The organism is Acidobacteriota bacterium (genome assembly GCA_003696075.1).
Taxonomy (GTDB): domain Bacteria; phylum Acidobacteriota; class Polarisedimenticolia; order J045; family J045; genus J045.
In genome coordinates this window covers 1-18,325 of sequence record RFHH01000020.1, presented here as the reverse complement: position 1 = coordinate 18,325, position 18,325 = coordinate 1, and the positions used below count along the sequence as shown (strand labels likewise).

Sequence of the window (18,325 nt, the reverse complement as noted above, 5' to 3'; positions counted from 1 at the left end):
GGAGGCGGGAGGGAATCGGGATCGGACCGGCGCCGGAGGCGGCGCTTCCTCCGCGGCGTCAATCGCGGGCGCTGGCCAGCTCCACGGGCCGGCCGCTTTCCCACCGCGCGACGGTCCCGCCGTCCGGAAGGCGGAATTCGATCTCGCGGTACCCGTTCCGCTTGAGAACGCTCGCGATGCCGAAGACGAGACCGGTCCGCTTGGCGTCGCTCAGCTGATCCCAACGGGAGGGATCGAGGGTCACTACGGCCGCCGGCGGGTCGCCCGCGAGCGAGAGCACCCCCGGCATTCGGGCCGCACGATCGAGAGGGACGTCGGGCGGGCCCGAGAGGAACACGAAGGCGCCCACCGCGACGGCCGCCACCCCGGCCACCGCCGCGAACGCGACCGCGATCTGGCGGACCGCGAACGATCGGGCGGCCCGGCCCGCACCCGCCACGCGGCGCGGGGCCGCTCCGCCCGGGACGGAGGCGGGCCCCGCGGCGGCAGGGATCGCCAGGTCGCCGTCGATCCCGGCGGGGTGGTCGATCTCGAGTTCCGCCGCCAGCCGGCGGGCGACCTGGGTCGCCTCCGCCCCCAGGTGCGGTTCGATCTGCTTGATGAGCGCCGCCACCGACCCGGCGATCCGGGTGAGGTTCCCGGCGAGGCCGCTCCGGCCTTCCTTCCGCAGGGCCTCCACCGCCCGGCGGATCTCCGCATTGAGTGCCAGCCCGAGGGCGGCGTCGTAGAGCAGCTCGGCGAGCTGCCGGTCCCGCTCTTCGGCGGTGGGCAGCGGCGAGCGCTCGAACCGGTCGAGGTCGCTCAGCGCCTTCGCCTGGAGGGCGATTCCGTCCGCCACGATCCGCGCCAGGCCGCTCGCCGGCGGCCGGCCGCCCGCGAGGGCGGCGGCCAGCGCGCCCTTCTGCCACGGCGTGAGGGTCATCTGGCGCTTGCGGACCTGGATCTCGAGCGGCCCGGTACGGTTGCCGTGCTGCTGGAGGAGCGCGGCGAGCTGCGCGTGGAAGGGAGCCAGGACCTCGTGTCTGGGCTTGGTGATCGAGGATGGGACGGCGCCGGTCGTCGTCGCCACGGTCCGCTCCGCTCGGCCGGATCCCACCGTCCGCCCCGCCGGCGCCCGGCAGGCGAGGGGCGTTCCGGAAAAGCCCGGCCCCGGCGATAACTTCGGGCCGGCGTCGGAGGCGGTCAAGAAGCGGGACGCCGCGCCGGCCCCGGCCGGCCGGGGGTCGAGCCGGCCGGGGCAGCGCTCGGCGTCAGGGGGATGCGGCAGCCAGCTCCACCTTGTGCTCGAACTCGACCGGGCGGAGAGGCTTCCACTTGACCTCGAACTTGGCCTTGAGAAGCGAGTCCCGGTACTGCGAGCCTTTCCAGGTGAAGAAGCGGGCCCCCTCGTCGACGAGACGCGGATCGGCCTGACTCCGGACCTTGTACTCGTTCTTGAACTCCTCGTCCGGAAGATCGGTCAGCACCTCCGGCTCCACCGTTTGCGCCAGCGTCAGGACGTCCTCGGCCGGGCAGTCGGGCAGCTTGTACTCCTTGCGCCGCTTGCGCGGCTCCATCCTGGTGTCCACCCGAACCCACGGCAGCACGTCCAGAACCTTCCGGTCGAGGTCGGCGAAGAAGGCATCGCAGGCGCTCCAATCGAACGAGTCGCTCTTCGACTTGCCCTCGAACTTGACCGCCCCTTCCGTGTGATCGGCTCCCGGCACGAGGTGGGCCTTCGCGATGCGCTCGTACGCGAGCGCCTGCGCCGGCATCAGACTCGCTTCCGGCGGCAGCGTGCAGGGACCGATCTGCGAGCGCACCTCGGCACCGAGCTTGATCTCCTCCGCCGGCGGATAGTCGGCCGTGCGGTCGAAATCGGGCAGCGCGGCGATCCGGCCCGAGGCCCGCTCCATCGCGTCGGGATCGCTCCGGTCGAACCCGGTGCGCGCTTTCACCTCGTATTTCACCTTCTGCAGTTTTTCGAGACCGTGGCACCTGGCGCAGCTCGCGGCCACGTCGGACTCGTCGATCGAGAAGCGGTGGAAGGCGAGCGGACCCTTCGCGTGGCAGGCACTACAGGCGATCCCCGCGGGAGGATGCACGAACGCGGCGTCGCCGTAACGGTCGGCGAACGCCCGCTGCAGGGAGCGGACGGCGGCGAAGTCCTCCTGGGAGGCGACCGCCGGATGCTTCAGCTCGAACTTCAGCTCGGCCAGCATCTCCGACGGACCGACATGGCAGCGGGAGCAGTCGTACGGGGGATTCGTCCAGCCGCCCCTCGCGAGCGCAGCCGGAGCGGCCGCGAGCAGGACGAACGCGGCCGCGGCGAGGCAGCTCGATCGATGACGCATCACCGGACCCTCCTTCTCCAACCCGGCGGGCCGGATTCCGGCCCGGCCGTGTGAGTCAGGCGTCATTCTAGCCAGGAATAACTAATGAGTCAGTAATTCACCGGGATCATTTTTCGTCGCGGCGCCGCTCCCGAAGTCGCCCCGGCGTTGCCGACCGGGCGCGACCGTCCGGGGAGCGCTCGGCTCGGGCGATCAGCGCCCGGGCGCTCCTCGGGCCGGCCGGTCCCGCCACGGCCGAGATCCGGAAGCGCTCCGCCGGGCATCCGGCTCGAGCGGGGAGCTCGCCCCTTCGGACCGGAGCGGAGGGCGGGCCGCCCGACTCACCCGGCCAGCCACCCCGCCGCGAAGGCCGCCGCGAAGGTCGCCGTCGCCGCCGCCTGCCGCCAGCCGATCCGCCGGGGCTTCAGCGGGCGCGGCGGCCGCACGAGGCCGGCGGCCACGAAGGCGAGATCGACCCCGTGGGCGGCGGCGATCCCGCGCGGCACGATCCCTGCCCCTCCCAGGAGTAGCGCCGCGCCGAGGGCGACCGCCGAAAGAGCGAGCGCCGGCCCGCCGGAGATCCAGCGCTCCCCCGCCGCCGGGACGGCCCCGCCCCGGTCGCGCCACCTCAGGAAAACGTGGACCAGCAGGATCGAGGCGGCGGCCTGGGCCCAAAGGAGTCCCCAGAGCGCCCATCCGGCCGGATCGGGCGCGCCGCGGCCGACCCACATCGCCCCGGGCGCGGCCAGCGCCAGGGCCCCGGCCGCGAGCACCTCGACGAGCGGCTGCCGCCGCTCCGCCCTCCGGGCAACCAGGGCGAAGTGCCAGGCCGCGACCGGGGCCGCGGGGAGCGCCAGCCACAGGACGTAGCCGTAGCCGCGCAGCACCAGCCCGGTCACGTGCAGCGCCGCGATCGCCGCGTAGACCGCCGCGAATCGCAGCGCCGGGCCCCGCTCGCGGCCAGGCCGCCGGCCGCTGGCCACCTTCACCAGGACGGCGAGCGGCTGGCGCAGCAGGAAGCCGGCGAGCGCCGCGACGGCGAGGTAGATCGAGGGCACCCGGAGGCGCCCCCCGGCGACGGCGCCGAGCACGAGCGGCGTCAGCAGGAAAGCCCAGGATCCATGGTCCTGGGGCAAGGCGATGTGGCGCGGGAACCGGCGGGAAGACGCCATCGTGCTCGACCTCCAGGGGGAGCGGCCCGCCCGGGCCGCCGGCCGGCGCGGGGCGTGCAGCGGAACGGCTCACCGCCGGCGTTCCGATTCTAGCGGCCCGGGTGCACCCCGTTGTACGGTGGCGCCCCGGAGGACGATCGCCATGCGCACGGTCATACGCGGCACCGGCATGTACGTTCCGCCCCATCCCGTCGACAACCACCGGATGGCGCGCGTGATGGACACCTCCCACGAGTGGATCGTCCAGCGAACCGGCATCGTCACCAGGCACTTCGCTCCCCCCGGAACGGCGACGAGCGATCTGGCGGTGCCCGCGGCCCGGGCCGCCCTTGACGATGCCGGGCTGGAGCCCGACGCCGTGGACTACGTGGTCTTCGCCACGATGACGCCGGACTACTACTTTCCCGGCTCCGCCCCCTACTTCCAGCGCAAGCTCGGTCTGCGGGACGTCCCGTGCCTGGACATCCGGCAGCAGTGCGCCGGGTTCATCTACGGACTGCAGCTCGCCGACGCGCTGATCCGCTCGGGACAGCGGCGCAACGTCCTCCTCGTGGGGGCCGAGGTTCACGGGGGTTTCATGCCGTGGAAGTGCTGGGACGTGCTGATCGACGGCGCCGACCGCGAGGTGCCCGCGGAGGAGTACGAGTGGAACACCCGCTTCCGCGACCGGACGGTGCTCTTCGGGGACGGCGCGGGGGCGTTCGTTCTCGCGGGCGAGCCGCGCGGGGAGAAGGACGACCGCGGGCTGATCGACGTGCTCGTGTACACGCGAGGGGAGCTGGCGGAGAAGCTCCACACCCCCGCCGGCGGCAGCGCCTTCCGCCCCTATTTCTCCGCCGACATGGAGCGCACCGGCGCGATCGTCCCCATCGTCGAGGGCCGGGAGGTGTACAAGATCGCCGTTACGCTGATGCCGCAGATCGTCGAGGAGATCCTGGCCCGGAACGGCATGACCACCGCCGATCTCGACCTGGTCGTCATGCACCAGGCGAACCTCCGGATCAACGAAGCGGTCCAGCGGCGACTGGGGCTTCCGGACGAGAAGGTCTTCAACAACATCCAGCGCTACGGCAACACCACGGCGGCGACGATCCCGATGGCCTTTCATGAAGCCCGGCAGGCGGGGTTGGCGAAGCCGGGAGATCTGGTCTGCTTCGTGGGTCTCGGGAGCGGCCTCAACTGGGGAGCCGTTCTGTATCGCTGCTGAACCGCGGACCTCAGATCGACCGCGTCCGTCCCCCGTCCACCGCGAGGCTCACGCCGGTGATGTAGCCGGCGGCCGGGGACGCCAGGAAACCGGCGGCCGCCGCGATCTCGGCGGGTTCGGCGAACCTCCCGGCCGGAATCTCCGCCTTCATCTCCTCCTCGACCGTGGCGGGGGACACGCCGCGCCGCCGCGCCCGGACCTCGATGATCCGGCGCAGCCGCTCCGTCCGCGTCGCGCCCGGCAGCACGTTGTTGACGGTGATCCCGTGGGGCGCGAGTTCGGCCGAGAGCGTCTTCGCCCAGCTCGCCATGGCGCCCCTCACCGTGTTCGACACCCCGAGCCCGGGAATCGGCTCGCGCACCGACGTCGAGACGATGTTGACGATGCGGCCGAAGCGCGCGGCCCGCATCCCCGGAACGAGGAGCCGCGCGAGCCGGTGGGCCGAGAGCAGGTGCAGCCGCAGGCCGTCGAGAAGCTCCTCCTCCCCGGCTTCGGCCAGCGCCCCCGGGGCCGGTCCTCCCGTGTTGTGGAGGAGGACGTGAATCGGACCGGATTCGAGCTGCTCGCGAACCGCCGCCTCGAGCGCTTCCAGGTCGCGCATGTCGACGGGGAGCGCGCCGTGCCGCGCGCGGATGCCGGCGGCCGCCGACACCGCCTCCATCTCCGCCACCAGGCTCCCGAGGAGCTCCCGGTCGCGGGCCACGGCGAGCACGCCGGCACCGAGGCGCGCGAACTCGAGGGCGCACGCCCGGCCGATGCCCCGGCTGGCCCCGCAGGCGAGAGCTCTCTTTCCGGCGAGCGGAAATCCCCTTTGCATCGGCCCCTCCGGGAGGGCCCCGAGCCTAAGGGGGGCGCGGCCCCGGGGCAAACCGGACGGCCCGCCTTGATGCCCCGCGCGCCGGCCTTCACAATCGCCCGGACCCGCGGAGCCGATGCGGCTCGGTACGCCGAGAGGACCCTGGACGATGATCTTCGAAGAATTCAAGCAGCAGCTTCCCGACCGCGATCCGCAGGAAACCCAGGAGTGGATCGCCTCGCTCGACGAAGTCGTCCAGCGGGCGGGCAAACAGCGGGCGGAGTTCCTCCTGTACAAGGTGCTGAAGCGGGCACGCATGCTGCACCTCGGCCTCCCGCCGACGACGCAGACCCGCTACATCAACACCATCAGCCCGGAGCAGGAGCCCCCCTTCCCCGGCGACGAGGAGCTGGAGCGCCGCATCCGCCGGCTCATCCGCTGGAACGCGGCGGTGATGGTGACCCGGGCCAACAGGCGCTACGAAGGGCTCGGGGGACACCTCTCCACCTACGCCTCGGCCGCAAGCCTGTACGAGGTCGGCTTCAACCACTTCTTCCGGGGCAAGCGCGGCGGCGACCCCGGGGACCAGATCTTCATCCAGGGACACGCGGCTCCAGGGATCTACGCGCGGGCCTTCCTCGAAGGTCGCCTGACCGAACGGCATCTCGACCATTTCCGGCGCGAGACCGGCGGCCAGGGCCTGTCCAGCTATCCCCACCCGCGCCTCATGCCGGACTTCTGGGAGTTCCCCACCGTCTCGATGGGCTTGGGCCCGATCAACGCGATCCAGCAGGCACGGTTCAACCGCTACCTCCACAACCGGGGCATCGCCGACACCTCCCACTCGCGCGTCTGGTGCTTCCTCGGCGACGGCGAGTGCGACGAGCCGGAAGCTCTCGGTGCATTGACGCTGGCCGCGCGGGAGGGCCTGGACAACCTGACGTTCGTGGTCAACTGCAACCTCCAGCGGCTCGACGGTCCGGTGCGCGGCAACGGGAAGATCATCCAGGAGCTGGAGGCGGTCTTCCGCGGCGCCGGCTGGAACGTCATCAAGGTCATCTGGGGCCGGGAGTGGGACGCCCTCTTGAAGCGGGACGTGGACGGCCTTCTCGTTCAGAAGATGAACGAGACCCTCGACGGCGATTACCAGCGGCTGGCCGTCGAATCGGGAGCGTACATCCGGGAGCACTTCTTCGGCCCCGACGAACGGCTCAAACGACTCGTGGCCGACTACAGCGACGAGGAGCTGCGCCGGTTGCGCCGGGGCGGTCACGACTACCGCAAGATCTACGCCGCCTACAAGGTCGCAACCGAGACCAAAGGCGTGCCGACCGCGATCCTGGCGAAGACGATCAAGGGATGGACGCTCGGAGAGGCGTTCGAGGGGCGCAACGCGACCCACCAGATCAAGAAGATGAACGAAGAGGAGCTGCGTGTCTTCAGGGACCGGCTCCAGTTGCCGATCTCTGACGCTCAGCTCAAGGAAGCCCCGTACTACAAGCCGGACGACTCGAGCGAGGAAATCCGCTACCTGCTCGAGCGGCGGCACCGGCTCAACGGGCCGGTGCCGCGCCGGAAGGTGGTCCCGGTGCCGGTCGATCTCCCGGACCGGACGCGGTTCGCCGAGTTCCTCGGGGGCAGCGGTGAAAAGCTGCAGGCCTCGACGACGATGGCGTTCGCGCGGCTGCTCCGATCCCTGATGAAGGACGAGAGGTTCGGCAAGCGCGTCGTCCCGATCGTCCCCGACGAGGCCCGGACCTTCGGCATGGATCCCCTCTTTTCCGAGTTCAAGATCTACAACCCGAAGGGACAGCGCTACACGCCGGTGGACGCCGAGTATCTGATCAGCTACCGCGAGGCGGAGGACGGCCAGATCCTCGAGGAGGGCATCACCGAAGCCGGAGCGATGGCTGCTTGCACCGCGGCGGGAACCTCGTACGCCACGCACCGCCAGCCGATGGTCCCCTTCTTCATCTTCTACTCGATGTTCGGATTCCAGCGCGTCGGAGACCTGATCTGGGCGTTCGCCGACCAGCGCGGCCGCGGCTTCCTCCTGGGAGCGACTGCCGGGCGGACCACTCTCAACGGCGAGGGGCTGCAGCACCAGGACGGTCACAGCCACCTCCTGGCCTCCGCCGTGCCCGCCTGCCTGCCGTACGACCCGGCGTTCGCCTACGAGCTGGCCGTCATCATCGAGGACGGTCTCGAGCGGATGGTGGACCGCGGCGAGGACGTCTTCTACTACGTCACCCTCTACAACGAGGCGTACGTGCAGCCCCCGATGCCGGAGGGATGCCGGGAAGGGATCCTGCGCGGCCTCTACCTCTATCGCCCGTTCCCGGAGCCGCGGCGGCACCGGGCACGGTTGCTCGGTTCCGGGCCTCTCCTGCTCCAGGCGCTGGAGGCGCAGCGGATCCTCGCCGAGCGCTACGACGTCGCAGCCGACGTCTTCAGCGCGACCAGCTACACGCTCCTCCGGCGCGAGGCGCTCGAGGTGGAACGGTGGAATCGACTCCACCCGACGGCGGAGCGGCGGCGCCCGTTCGTCACCAGCGTGCTCGCGAACGGAGAAGGCCCGACCGTGGCGGTGTCGGACTACGTGCGGGCGGTCCCCGACCAGATCGCGCGCTGGGTGCCGGGGCGCTTCACGGTGCTCGGCACGGACGGGTTCGGTCGGTCCGACACCCGGGAAGCGCTGCGGCGGTTTTTCGAGGTCGATGCCGCCCACGTGGTCGTGGCGGTGCTCGCCGCCCTCGCCGAGGAGGGCGCCATCGACCCCGGTCTGGTGGCGCGCGCCATCGGGGAGATGGGGATCGACGCCGATGCCCCGTTTCCGCTGACGGTGGACATTCCTCCCGTCAGCCGGACGCGACCGCTGCCGGCCGGCTGAGGGAGGTGCCGCAGCTCACTCCACGGAGACGATTTCGACGTCGAAATCGAGATCCTTTCCCGCGAGCGGGTGGTTCAGGTCGAGGGTGATCTCGTCCTCGCTGATGGCGGTCACCGTCGCCTGGAACGGGTGCCCCGACAGCTCCCCGGAAACGACGTCGCCGAGCTCGATCGCGTCCGGATCCTGGAACGCCGCGCGCGGGAACTTCTGGACCGCTTCGGGATGAACCGGGCCGTACCCGCGGTCGGCGGGCACGTGGATCGTCCTCGTTTCGCCCGCCTCCATCCCGGCGAGTTCCTGTTCGAGTCCGGGAATCAACTCGCCCTTACCCTGGACGTAGGTCAACGGCCGGCGGCCCTTCGACGATTCGATCACCTGGTCGCCGACCCTCAGCGTGTAGTGGAGCGTGACTTTCGAGCCTTCCTTGATCATCTTCTGGTCTCTCCGCGCGGTGAAGGCCCGCCGGAGCGCGCCCTGCCGCCTGTCTCGACCGGGACGGCCGCCCCGGCGGCCCCCTTGTACCCCGAATCGAACCGCTGCGCACCCTCCGCCACCGTGCCGCGGATCCGCACCGGTGCTATGGTCACGTCCTTTCAACGTCTGTTCGCCCCACGGCGGCGCGGGGAGGCGTCCCATGAGCCGAGGCATGATCGCGAGCGAGCGGAGGGCCACCGGGGCCCTCGCCGGGATCTACGCCGCCCGCATGCTCGGGCTGTTCATGATCCTGCCCGTCTTCGCGCTCTATGCGGAGAAGCTGCGCGGCGTGACACCGTTCAAGGTGGGGCTGGCGATCGGGGCCTACGGACTGACCCAGGCGCTCCTCCAGATCCCCTACGGCTGGCTCTCCGACCGGCTGGGCCGGAAGCGGGTGATCACCGCCGGGCTGCTGCTCTTCGCCCTCGGCTCCGCGCTCGCCGCCGTCTCCACCTCGATCGACGGCGTGATCGCAGGCCGCGCCCTCCAGGGGGCGGGAGCCATCGCCGCCGCGCTGATGGCGCTCGTGGCCGACCTCACCCGCGAGGAACAGCGCCTGAAAGCGATGGCGGCGATCGGGCTGAGCATCGGGATCTCGTTCGCGGTGGCGATGGTCGCCGGGCCCGCGCTCGACCACTGGATCGGCGTCCCGGGGATCTTCTGGCTCACCGCCGCCCTCGCACTGGCGGCGATCGTCATCCTCCACACGGTCGTGCCGACCCCCGTTCGGACCGTGCATCACGCCGATGCCGAGGCGACACCGGGACAGCTCGGGGAGGTCCTCCGCAACCTCGACCTGCTGCGGGTCGACGCCGGCATCTTCTCGCTGCACCTGATCCTCACCGCCACCTTCGTGGTGGTGCCCGGACTTCTCCGCGACGAAGCCGGGCTGCCGAAAGAATGGCACTGGGCCCTCTACCTGCCGGTGATGGGCCTCGCGTTCCTGCTGATGGTGCCGTTCATCGTCGTGGCGGAGAAGCGCCGGTTGATGAAGCCGATCCTCGCCGGCGCCGTGCTCGTCATGGCCGCCGCCGAGCTGGGGCTTTCGCGCTGGCACCACTCCAGCGCCGGCATCGCCTTCTGGCTGCTCGCCTTCTTCACCGCCTTCAACTTCCTCGAGGCTTCCCTCCCCTCCCTCGTGGCCAAGCTCTCGCCCCCCGCCAGCAAGGGAACGGCCATGGGTGTCTACTCCTCGAGCCAGTTCCTCGGGGCGTTCTGCGGGGGCGCCATGGCGGGAGCGGTGCACGGGAAGTTCGGGGCCGGGCGCGTGTTCGTGGTGACCGCCGCAGTGGCGCTCGTCTGGTTCGTCGTCGCCGCGACCATGCGGCGCCCCCCGCATCTCTCCAGCCACCTGCTGGAGGTCGGCCCGATACCGCCGGAGGCCGCCGCGGGGCTGGCCGCCCGGCTGGGCGCGCTGCCGGGCGTGGCCGAGGCGGTCGTCGTTCCCGAGGAGGGGGTGGCCTACATGAAGGTGGACCGCGAGCGGTTCGAAGAGCGCCTCGCCAGGGAGCTGGTCCGATCGGCCGGCGAGCCGGGATAGCGCGCGCGACTCCTCGGGCGCGCCGCGCGCGCACCCCGGCACGCAGAACCGCTCCGGCCTCGCGGGCATGTGAGAAGACGCCTCCGCCGCCTCCGGCCCGGAATCCCGCGGTGCCGTCCCGGGCGGGATCGCGCCGCCGGCGCCGCCCGGACCGGCCGGCCCTTCCCGCCGCTCTCCGGCCGGACCGGAATCTCCGATAATGGGCCCCGCAGCGCCCGGAGGCGCCAAGGGGGAGCGCGGATGCCGAAGCGAGCCGACGCGATCGTCCGGCGGCTGTTGGCTGCCTACCCCGAGCCGAAGCTCGAGCTCGAATACCGGACCCCTCTCGAGCTCCTGGTGGCGGTGCTCCTTTCGGCCCAGTGCACCGATGCGCGCGTGAACCAGGTCACGCGGGAGCTGTTCCGGAAGTACCGGACCGCCGCCGACTACGCGAAGGCTCCCCTCGAGAGGCTCGAGCAGGAGATCCGGCCGACCGGCTTCTACCGCAACAAGGCGAAGCGCTTGAAAGAGTGCTGCGCGCAGCTCGTCGAGAGGTACGGCGGGAAGGTCCCACGCGATCCCGACAAGCTGGCGGAGCTGCCGGGCGTGGGACGCAAGACGGCGAACATGGTGGCGGGAAACGCCTTCGGCATTCCCGCGATCGCCGTCGACACGCACGTGCTGCGTGTCAGCCAGCGCCTCGGCCTGGCCCCGGAGACCCGGGACCCGGACAAGGTCGAGGCGGCGCTTCGGGAGGTGGTGCCGCGCGAGCGGTGGACCGAGGTGACGAACGCGCTGATCCTGCACGGCCGGCGGGTGTGCAAAGCGCGCCGGCCCGACTGCGAGGGGTGCGACCTCGCGGAGCTATGCCCGAGCGCCGGCGAGACGACCTCCAAGACCGCGCGGGGAAAACGCCGTTCCTGACCCGGATTCTCCACGAAGCCCTCGGCGGCAAGCGGCGCATCGGCTCGCCGGTCCGGGCACACGGCCCCTCTGGCCGGTACGCCTCCGGAGACGCCCTGCGGACGACGTTTCAAGCCCACCGCGGGAAGCTCGCAGCCACGCGCCGGCCTTTCCGCGGCATGGGCCGCGATCCGCTTCGAGATTGCATGGATCGTTCGGGCGAGGGGCCGGGGTCAGGGCGGGGTGCGGCGGCGCGGTGCGTCGTCCGGCGCTTCCTCGATCCGGACCTCGACCGTCATCGCGACGCCCTGCCGGCTCAGTTCGATCTCGATCTTGTTGCCGATGCCGCCCCGGCGCAGCCGCGCGATCAGTTCACGGGCGCTTCCCACCGGGTGCCCGGCGACGGAGAGGATCAGATCCCCCGGCTCGATGCCGCCGATGTCGGCGGGCCCTCCCGGCACGACCTCTCCCGCGAGCACGCCCGCTTCCTCCGAGCCGCCCCAGTACTCGCGGAGCTGGACCGGAACATCCAGCGGGGTGAGGCCGATCCAGCCGCGCTTGATCTCGAGCCGGCGGAGCAGTTCGGGCCGCGCCGCCAGTCGCGCGGTCAACCGCCGCCGCTCTCCGTTGCGGACGATTTCGAGATCGATCCACGTCCCCGGATCGCGTCCCGCGACGAGGGCGATGAGATCGGACGGCGAGCCGACTCGGTCGGGACCGACCTGCACGATGAGATCGCTGGCCCGAAGTCCGGCTTCGTCCGCCGGGCTCCCCTTGACCACCCCCGTGACGAGCGCCCCCGCCTGGACCGTGGCGTCGGGGTCGGCATCCGGGCTGCGCTCCGGATCCGCGAGCGTGACCCCCAGCCAGGCGCGCGGAGCCGGCGGCGCCGCCGATTGAGCGACCGCGGGCGCCGCGGCCGCGAGCGCGGCGCAGGCTGCGAGGAACCACCGGGACCGCCGCCGCATCGGGACTCCACCGGGCCGGGAACGCCGCCCGCGTTTCCATGGTAGCGCATCGCGTTTGATCGGCCAGGAGCTTCCGTGCGAAGCTGGACGGCGATGTCCGATCTCGTCCGCCGCGCACGGTGGCCGGCCGTCCTCCTCGCCGCGCTCGCGGCGGGATTCGGCGGGCCGGGGACGCTCGGGGCGGAGCGGTCGTTCTTCGGGCCGTTGCCGGCGCTCGATTTTCACCCCCTCAAGATGCTGTTCCTCCACCTGCCGGCGGAGGCAGCGGTTCTGCAGGCCGGAACGCGATGGCGCATCGAACTCGAAGCGGTGGAAACGAACACGATCGCGAGCACGTCGGCGGCGAGCCTCGCGCCGCTCCTGTTCGACCTCGAGACGACGCGCGTCGCCGTCGCCGCTCGCGGAAAAGTGGGATCGCGCGCGGAGCTTTCGGTGCGGCTCCCGTTGCTGCGCCGGTGGGGCGGCTTCCTCGATCCGGTGATCGCCGACGTCGAGCGGGCCCTGGGCGTCCTCAACCCCGACCGGGCCGCCGGCAAGCCGGAGAACGCCGTGCGCTACCGGCTGGTGCTCGAGGGCTCCGAGGTCTTCGACCTCGGCGGCGCCGCCGGTCTCGGGGACATCGCGATCGGGTTCCGCCGCCCGGTGTGGTCCTCGCGGAGTGGCGCCACCGAACTGGTCGCCCGGGTGGAAGTCGAGCTCCCCACGGGCAGCGACGAGCGCCTGTTCGGCAACGGCCGGCTCGATGCCGGGGTCGGGATCGACGTCACGCACCGGGGCCGGCACACGGCGGTGTACGGCACGGCCGGTGTCGTGCGGCCGGGGGATCCGGCGTCCGTGCCTCTCGACGCGGAGCTGTTCGCCGACGCGGCGCTGGCGGTCGAGTACCGGTGGAGCCGCCGGAGTTCCGCCACGGTCCAGCTCGACTACCACGGATCCCCCTTCCGGGGACCGCTCCCGCAGGAGCTGCGGCAGGACCTGTACGAACTCGGTCTCGCTGTGAACTGGGCGGCAGGGCGGCGCGCCTGGATCCAGCTCGGCCTCGTGGAGAACCTCACGGTCCGCCCGGCCGCCGACGTGTCGCTCGCGCTGCGTTGGGTCCGCGAGTTCTGACGCCGCCGTTCGCCTCCCACCGGCGAGAACCGGCGTGCGGCCCGATCGGGGCGCGGTCCCGAATCTCGGAAGGCGACTTTTTGTCGACCGAGAAGGCTTCGAGCGGAGACCGCACCCTCGGGGTGCGAGGTGCATCCGCAATGGTGCGTCGGGCCGCCGAACTCGCAGGATGAAGGGAGGTTGCGGTCGCCCACGGATCGATGACCGGGGATCGGGCCAAAGTGTCCGTCGTCCATCGAGTTGCCCGGCGTTTCGCACCATCGAGGAAGCACCTCCGTCGGGGTGCGCCTCGGGCGCGTCGGAGGGCACGACGCGCCGGCCCCCGCCGCGGCGCCCGGACCGGCGGACGGGATTCCCGGGCGCGCCACCGGCCGCGCCCGGGCGGACGCGGCTTCCCGCCCGGGAACTGACGGCTCCCCTCCCGGAGGACGAGCCGCGCGGGGGCAGCCGCCCTTCCGGGCGCGCCTCACCGGGGGCGCGGACCGACCAGCCAGCGCGCCCTCAACCGGGCGACGTCGCTGCCCTCCGCGTCGCGGAGCACCGCATGGGCGGTGACCTCCCCTTGGGTCGCCGCTATCCGCTCGGGAGCGTGTCCCTCGGCGGTGATCGGCCCGCGCGCCTTCTTCAGGTAGTCGATCTCGACGCCCACGAGGATCGCGCGCCCCTCGGCCGGCACGGCGGCCAAGAGCGCCAGGCCGCTGGCCAGCTCCCCGGCCGTGGCCAACGCGCAGGCGTGGATCGACCGGAGGTGGTTCCGCACCGCCGGCCGGTCGCGGAACTCGACGGTGGCTCGTCCCGGCGCGAGGGCCCGGACGAATGGCCGCACCGTCCCGCTGTAGCGGGCCCGCCGGCCCACGAGGCGCGAGAAGAGCCAGCGGCCCGCGGGCCAGCGGACCAGCCGGCGCCACTCCCGGAGGAGCGGACTCTCCCCGGCGTTCGGCACTTCGACCGCAGCCGCCACCGGTCGTGACATCGGCGGCCTCCCGTTCGACCCCCCGGGCCCCACGATACCGCACCCCGGCACCGCCGAGGAGAAGCCCCGCCGGGATCCAAGAAAAGGGGGCCTGCGGGGGGTTGCGCGCCGCGGTGCGCCTCCGCAGCCAAGGCCTTGAAACCAAAACGCTTCGGCGCGCCTGCCCCATCGTTCCGGCGGCGAAGCCGGCCCTTGCCCGAACGAGGATCCGGAGCGGAGAGGGCTCTCTTTCGCGGGCGGACATCGGCGCGGCCGGTACGAATCCGAGCTTCACCCGGGGCGTGCCCCGCCCGGTCGCATCGGACCGGCCGCACGTCGGGCCACGTTGAACCGGGCGGAGCCCCGCCCTAGCCTGGACCGGCCCCGCGGCTCCGCACCGGGGGGGAGGAGGACGACCGCATGGACCACCCCACCGCGGGCACTCCCGGCGCCGAGTTGCCGCCCCACGTCATCGAGGCGGCCCGCTCGGGACGCTCTCGCTGCAAGGCGTGCCGGCGAACGATCGCGAAGGGAGCGCCCCGAATCGGATTCCTGATCGAAGGGCCGTTCGGGACCGGGTATCTCTGGCACCACCTCACCTGCGCCGCGCGGAAGATGTTCGACCGGGTGGCCGAGGCCTACGCCGACGAGGCGTGGCGCCATGGCAAGGAAAAACCGGCGAAGCTACCGTCGCTCGAGACGCTTCGGCGCGAGTCGGAGCGGGCGGTCGAGCGCCGGGCCCGGCGTCGCTCTGTTCCCTACGTGGAGCTCGCGCCGTCCGGACGGTCCCGTTGCAAGCAGTGCGGCGGACCGATCGAGCAGGGGGCGCCCCGCGTCGTCCTGGGACGCGAGGTGCGGTTCGGAAGCCAGGTGCGCACGGCCCCGGTCAAGGTGCACCCGGGTTGCGTCGCCGAGGAGCTGCAGCATCCGGAGTGCGCGGTCGAGGCGGAGAATCTCGAACCGTCGCTGCGCGCCAACAGCGACGTCGAACCGGCGGTCCTCGAGCGGGTCCTGGACGAGATTCGAGCGCGGTGAGCCGGGTCCCCGCACCCGGCGCCGCGCGGCGTCGCGGCGTTCCGGCGGAGCCGGCCGCGCGACGGCGCCCCCGGGCGGTGATCGCCGCTACCGCGCCGCCTCCGCCCCTTCGGCGGCGGCGAGCATCTCCTCCAGAGTCGTCAGCTTGACCCGTGGCCGTCCCACCGCCGCGCCCAGCTCACGCTCGCGCCGGTCGATGCGCCGCCACCCGTCGAAATCGACGACCCGCGGCTGCCGGCGCCGGACGGCACGTTCCGCCTCGGCGGGATCGGGCGACTCCGGATTTCTCGCGCGCCCCTCGCGGGCATCCTCCAGCATCGCCTGGGCCGTCTCCGCGGCATCCGGTTTGTTCGTTCCGATCACGCCCGTGGGGCCCCGCTTGAGCCATCCGGCGACATAAAGGCCGGGGAGAGGCGCGCCGCTGCCGTCGGTCACGCGGCCGCACTCGCTCGGCACCACACCCCGCGACTCGTCGAACGGAAGCCCCGGAAGCGGGACCACCCGGTATCCGACCGACCGGAACACGAGCTGCACGTCGAGGCGCTCCGTGCGGTCCGTGGGACGGGGGCGGATCCGCCCCTGCTCGTCCCGGTAGAGCTCGTTCCGCACGATCCGCATCCCACCGACCCGGCCGCCGCCGTCGTCCTCCAGGGCCACGGGCGACACGCAGAAGCGCAACGTCAGCCTCTTCGGCCGCCCGCTCGGAGTCCGCCGGGCGAGCTGCTGCACCAGCTCCACCTTCGCCGCCGCGTCGCGGTCCGGCGCCTGCCGGAGGGCATCGCGGCTCACGGGATCGAGCTCGGCTTCCTCCGGGGGTACGAGAACGTCCGCGGTGGCGAGTTCCGCCAGCTCCCGCAGTTCCGGCACGGAGAACGCCCCCTGCGCCGGCCCGCGGCGACCCAGGACGTAGATCTCCCGGACCCTGCTGGAGCGCAGCGCCTCGAGGGCGTGGTCCGCGATGTCGGTCCTGGCCAGCTCTTCCGCCGAACGGCAGAGGATCCTCGCCACATCCACCGCCACGTTCCCGACGCCGACGACAGCGACCTTCTCCACCGAGAGATCGAACCGGCGGTCGCGATAATCGGGATGGCCGTTGTACCAGGCCACGAACTCCGTCGCCGCGTGGCTCCGCTCGAGATCCTCCCCGGGAATTCCCATGGCCCGGTCGGTCTGGGCCCCCGTGGCGAAGGCCACCTGGTGGTAATGGCGGAACAGGAAGTCGAGGTCGAGATCCCGGCCGTACTCGACGTTTCCGAAAAAGCGGCATCGCGGGTGTTCGGCGATCCGCTCGAACACCTTGGTGACGTTCTTGATCTTCTGATGGTCGGGCGCGACGCCGTAGCGCACCAGGCCGAACGGCGCTGGAAGGCGCTCGAACAGATCGACCGACACCTCCGGCGAAGTCGCGCGCAGGAGATGATCGGCCAGATAGAACCCGGCCGGCCCGGCGCCGAAGATCGCGACGCGCAGCGTTTTCATCACACGGACCCTTCTCGGTGCGTTCGTATCAGGGGAACGCGGTGTCCCGGGGGCGACCATGATACCGTTCCGCGGCGGCCGCGCACCGTCATCCGCGGCGCGAGGGACGCGCGGCGCCGAGAAAGGATCTCTCCACGCGATCGAGCACGCGATCCCCCATCGACGGCGACAGCGCCGCGCCGAGAGCAGTGGCGATCAACCCCAGCCCCGAGCGCCGGCGTCCCCACGGACGCCTTCCTGCCCGCTCGGCGCACCCGCGGAAGTACCGGTCGGTGAACAGGAGCATGAGTACGGCCGAGCCGCGGACCAGACTGGGACGGCGTGGCGCCAGCGCGAGCACGAGGCGCCGGTAGGACGGAATCCGGACGAGGGCGAGGTCGAGCAGCTCCGAGCGAACCCGGCGAACCCGGCGGGCCAGCGCCCCGTCCACGGCGGGATCGCGGCCGAGGTCGTCCCGGAGCGCCGGGTGGTAGGCGAGACCCCGCCGGAGATCCTTCTCGATGTCCCGCGTCACGTTCGCGAGCTGGATCATCTCGCCCGCGCGCATCGCGTCCTCCTCCAGCTCGGGCGGAAGCTCCGCCCCTGTCCCCCGCGTCAGGGAGACCAGTCGGGCGGCGAACCGGACCGGCTCTCCGAGCACGGCGCGGCAGTAGCCGAGAAGCTGTTCCGAGGAGGCGAGCGTGCCGTGCTGGCGCTCGATCGCGTCGGCGGCCTCGGCCATCCCGCGCGCCATCCGCGTCACCAGATCCCGCACGAGGCGGCGGACCTCGTCCGGCATGCGGGCGAAGGCGGCGTCCACCCGATCGAGGTGCCGGAGCAGCAGCAGATGGGCCTCGTCCCGCGCATCGGAAGGACGCGCACGTTCCAGGTGCGGTAGCGGAGGCGGCGCCGCGCCTTCCGCGAGCGCGGCCACACGCCGGCACACCGCGTCGAGGGCGTCGATCTTCTCCGCGGCGGTGGGAAGCAGGTCCTCGCACGAGTCGAGGGCGCGGCAGTACAGGTAGGCCACGGCCGATGCGCGCGCCAGCCTCGCGGGCAGGAGGGCGATGCACGCGGAGAAGGTCCGGGCGGCATGGGGCAGCACCGCCCACACGAAGCGCTCCGGGACCTCGCACCGCTCCAATGCCGCGAGGTCGGGCCGGTCGCGATCGACCAGCAGGTCGCGGAGCAGCAAGCGGACGCGGGTGACGCAAAACGGGAGAGGCACGCGGCGTCCCGGCGGCTCAGGCCGCCGCGAGGAGGAACCGCGCCGGCCGGACGGCGGCCTCAACCGGCCCAATCCCCCTCGGTGAGCGACCTCACGATCACGAAACCCCGGTGGCCCCAGACCGGGTGGGGAATCCTGGAGAGCTCTTCCGCGCGTTCGAGCGCCACGGCGCCGGGCGGCCGCCCCTCCCTCCGCGCCCGATCCAGGACATCGCGGGCCGTACGGTAGATCCCGTGGGGAGACGCGTCATCGAGATGGGACATGACGCGTGGATCGTCCGGCACGCTCCCGTACTGCTCGT

Annotated in this window: 16 protein-coding genes; 6 read left to right on the top strand and 10 right to left on the bottom strand. The window is 72.1% G+C overall.

What is annotated here, in order from left to right; all coding sequences use genetic code 11:
- Positions 1–58: 58 nt before the first annotated feature.
- From D6718_01025 to D6718_01015, 3 genes are all read right to left on the bottom strand, one after another.
- Positions 59–1,096 (bottom strand): hypothetical protein, encoded by a 1,038-nt coding sequence (locus D6718_01025; protein RMG48789.1) that lies wholly within the window; start codon positions 1,094–1,096, stop codon positions 59–61.
- A 154-nt stretch (positions 1,097–1,250) separates the two neighbouring features.
- The gene (locus D6718_01020; protein RMG48788.1) at positions 1,251–2,333 is read right to left on the bottom strand and encodes a hypothetical protein; all 1,083 of its coding nucleotides are present in this window, start codon (positions 2,331–2,333) and stop codon (positions 1,251–1,253) included.
- A gap of 320 nt (positions 2,334–2,653) precedes the next feature.
- Positions 2,654–3,484: a hypothetical protein gene (locus tag D6718_01015; protein ID RMG48799.1), complete on the bottom strand. Its 831-nt coding sequence runs from the start codon at positions 3,482–3,484 to the stop codon at positions 2,654–2,656.
- Between D6718_01015 and D6718_01010 the strand changes: the two genes are divergently transcribed.
- Complete coding sequence (locus D6718_01010) at positions 3,453–4,691, top strand: ketoacyl-ACP synthase III (protein ID RMG48787.1); 1,239 nt, start codon at positions 3,453–3,455, stop codon at positions 4,689–4,691. The two genes, D6718_01015 and D6718_01010, sit on opposite strands and share 32 nt — an antisense overlap.
- Before the next feature lie 10 nt (positions 4,692–4,701).
- Here the strand turns inward: D6718_01010 and D6718_01005 are convergent, their stop codons facing one another.
- Positions 4,702–5,508, bottom strand: a complete 807-nt coding sequence (locus D6718_01005) for an SDR family oxidoreductase (protein ID RMG48786.1) — start codon at positions 5,506–5,508, stop codon at positions 4,702–4,704.
- Positions 5,509–5,656: 148 nt separating this feature from the next.
- On the opposite strand from D6718_01005, the gene aceE reads away from it, so the two are divergent.
- The gene (gene aceE / locus D6718_01000; protein ID RMG48785.1) at positions 5,657–8,377 is read left to right on the top strand and encodes a pyruvate dehydrogenase (acetyl-transferring), homodimeric type; all 2,721 of its coding nucleotides are present in this window, start codon (positions 5,657–5,659) and stop codon (positions 8,375–8,377) included.
- A 15-nt stretch (positions 8,378–8,392) separates the two neighbouring features.
- Here the strand turns inward: aceE and D6718_00995 are convergent, their stop codons facing one another.
- Positions 8,393–9,025: a peptidylprolyl isomerase gene (locus D6718_00995; GenBank protein RMG48784.1), complete on the bottom strand. Its 633-nt coding sequence runs from the start codon at positions 9,023–9,025 to the stop codon at positions 8,393–8,395.
- On the opposite strand from D6718_00995, the gene D6718_00990 reads away from it, so the two are divergent.
- Positions 9,024–10,391, top strand: a complete 1,368-nt coding sequence (locus tag D6718_00990) for an MFS transporter (GenBank protein RMG48783.1) — start codon at positions 9,024–9,026, stop codon at positions 10,389–10,391. The genes D6718_00995 and D6718_00990 overlap by 2 nt on opposite strands.
- 240 nt (positions 10,392–10,631) lie before the next feature.
- Entirely contained in the window at positions 10,632–11,294 is a 663-nt protein-coding gene (gene nth, locus D6718_00985) for an endonuclease III (protein ID RMG48782.1), read from the top strand.
- Between the two features lie 212 nt (positions 11,295–11,506).
- Here the strand turns inward: nth and D6718_00980 are convergent, their stop codons facing one another.
- Positions 11,507–12,241: a PDZ domain-containing protein gene (locus D6718_00980; protein ID RMG48781.1), complete on the bottom strand. Its 735-nt coding sequence runs from the start codon at positions 12,239–12,241 to the stop codon at positions 11,507–11,509.
- Between the two features lie 75 nt (positions 12,242–12,316).
- Between D6718_00980 and D6718_00975 the strand changes: the two genes are divergently transcribed.
- Positions 12,317–13,351: a DUF3187 family protein gene (locus D6718_00975; GenBank protein RMG48780.1), complete on the top strand. Its 1,035-nt coding sequence runs from the start codon at positions 12,317–12,319 to the stop codon at positions 13,349–13,351.
- A 466-nt stretch (positions 13,352–13,817) separates the two neighbouring features.
- On the opposite strand, the gene D6718_00970 is transcribed toward D6718_00975, so the two are convergent.
- Positions 13,818–14,324: a DUF4442 domain-containing protein gene (locus D6718_00970; protein ID RMG48779.1), complete on the bottom strand. Its 507-nt coding sequence runs from the start codon at positions 14,322–14,324 to the stop codon at positions 13,818–13,820.
- Positions 14,325–14,723: 399 nt separating this feature from the next.
- On the opposite strand from D6718_00970, the gene D6718_00965 reads away from it, so the two are divergent.
- The gene (locus D6718_00965; GenBank protein ID RMG48778.1) at positions 14,724–15,338 is read left to right on the top strand and encodes a hypothetical protein; all 615 of its coding nucleotides are present in this window, start codon (positions 14,724–14,726) and stop codon (positions 15,336–15,338) included.
- A gap of 87 nt (positions 15,339–15,425) precedes the next feature.
- On the opposite strand, the gene D6718_00960 is transcribed toward D6718_00965, so the two are convergent.
- The 3 genes from D6718_00960 to D6718_00950 form a co-directional block, all read right to left on the bottom strand.
- Positions 15,426–16,817: an NADP oxidoreductase gene (locus tag D6718_00960; GenBank protein RMG48777.1), complete on the bottom strand. Its 1,392-nt coding sequence runs from the start codon at positions 16,815–16,817 to the stop codon at positions 15,426–15,428.
- 88 nt (positions 16,818–16,905) lie between these two features.
- Positions 16,906–18,144, bottom strand: a complete 1,239-nt coding sequence (locus D6718_00955; GenBank protein ID RMG48776.1) for a hypothetical protein — start codon at positions 18,142–18,144, stop codon at positions 16,906–16,908.
- A partial coding sequence (locus D6718_00950; protein RMG48775.1) for a hypothetical protein occupies positions 18,084–18,325 on the bottom strand: 242 nt, incomplete at its 5' end. The genes D6718_00955 and D6718_00950, both read right to left, overlap by 61 nt.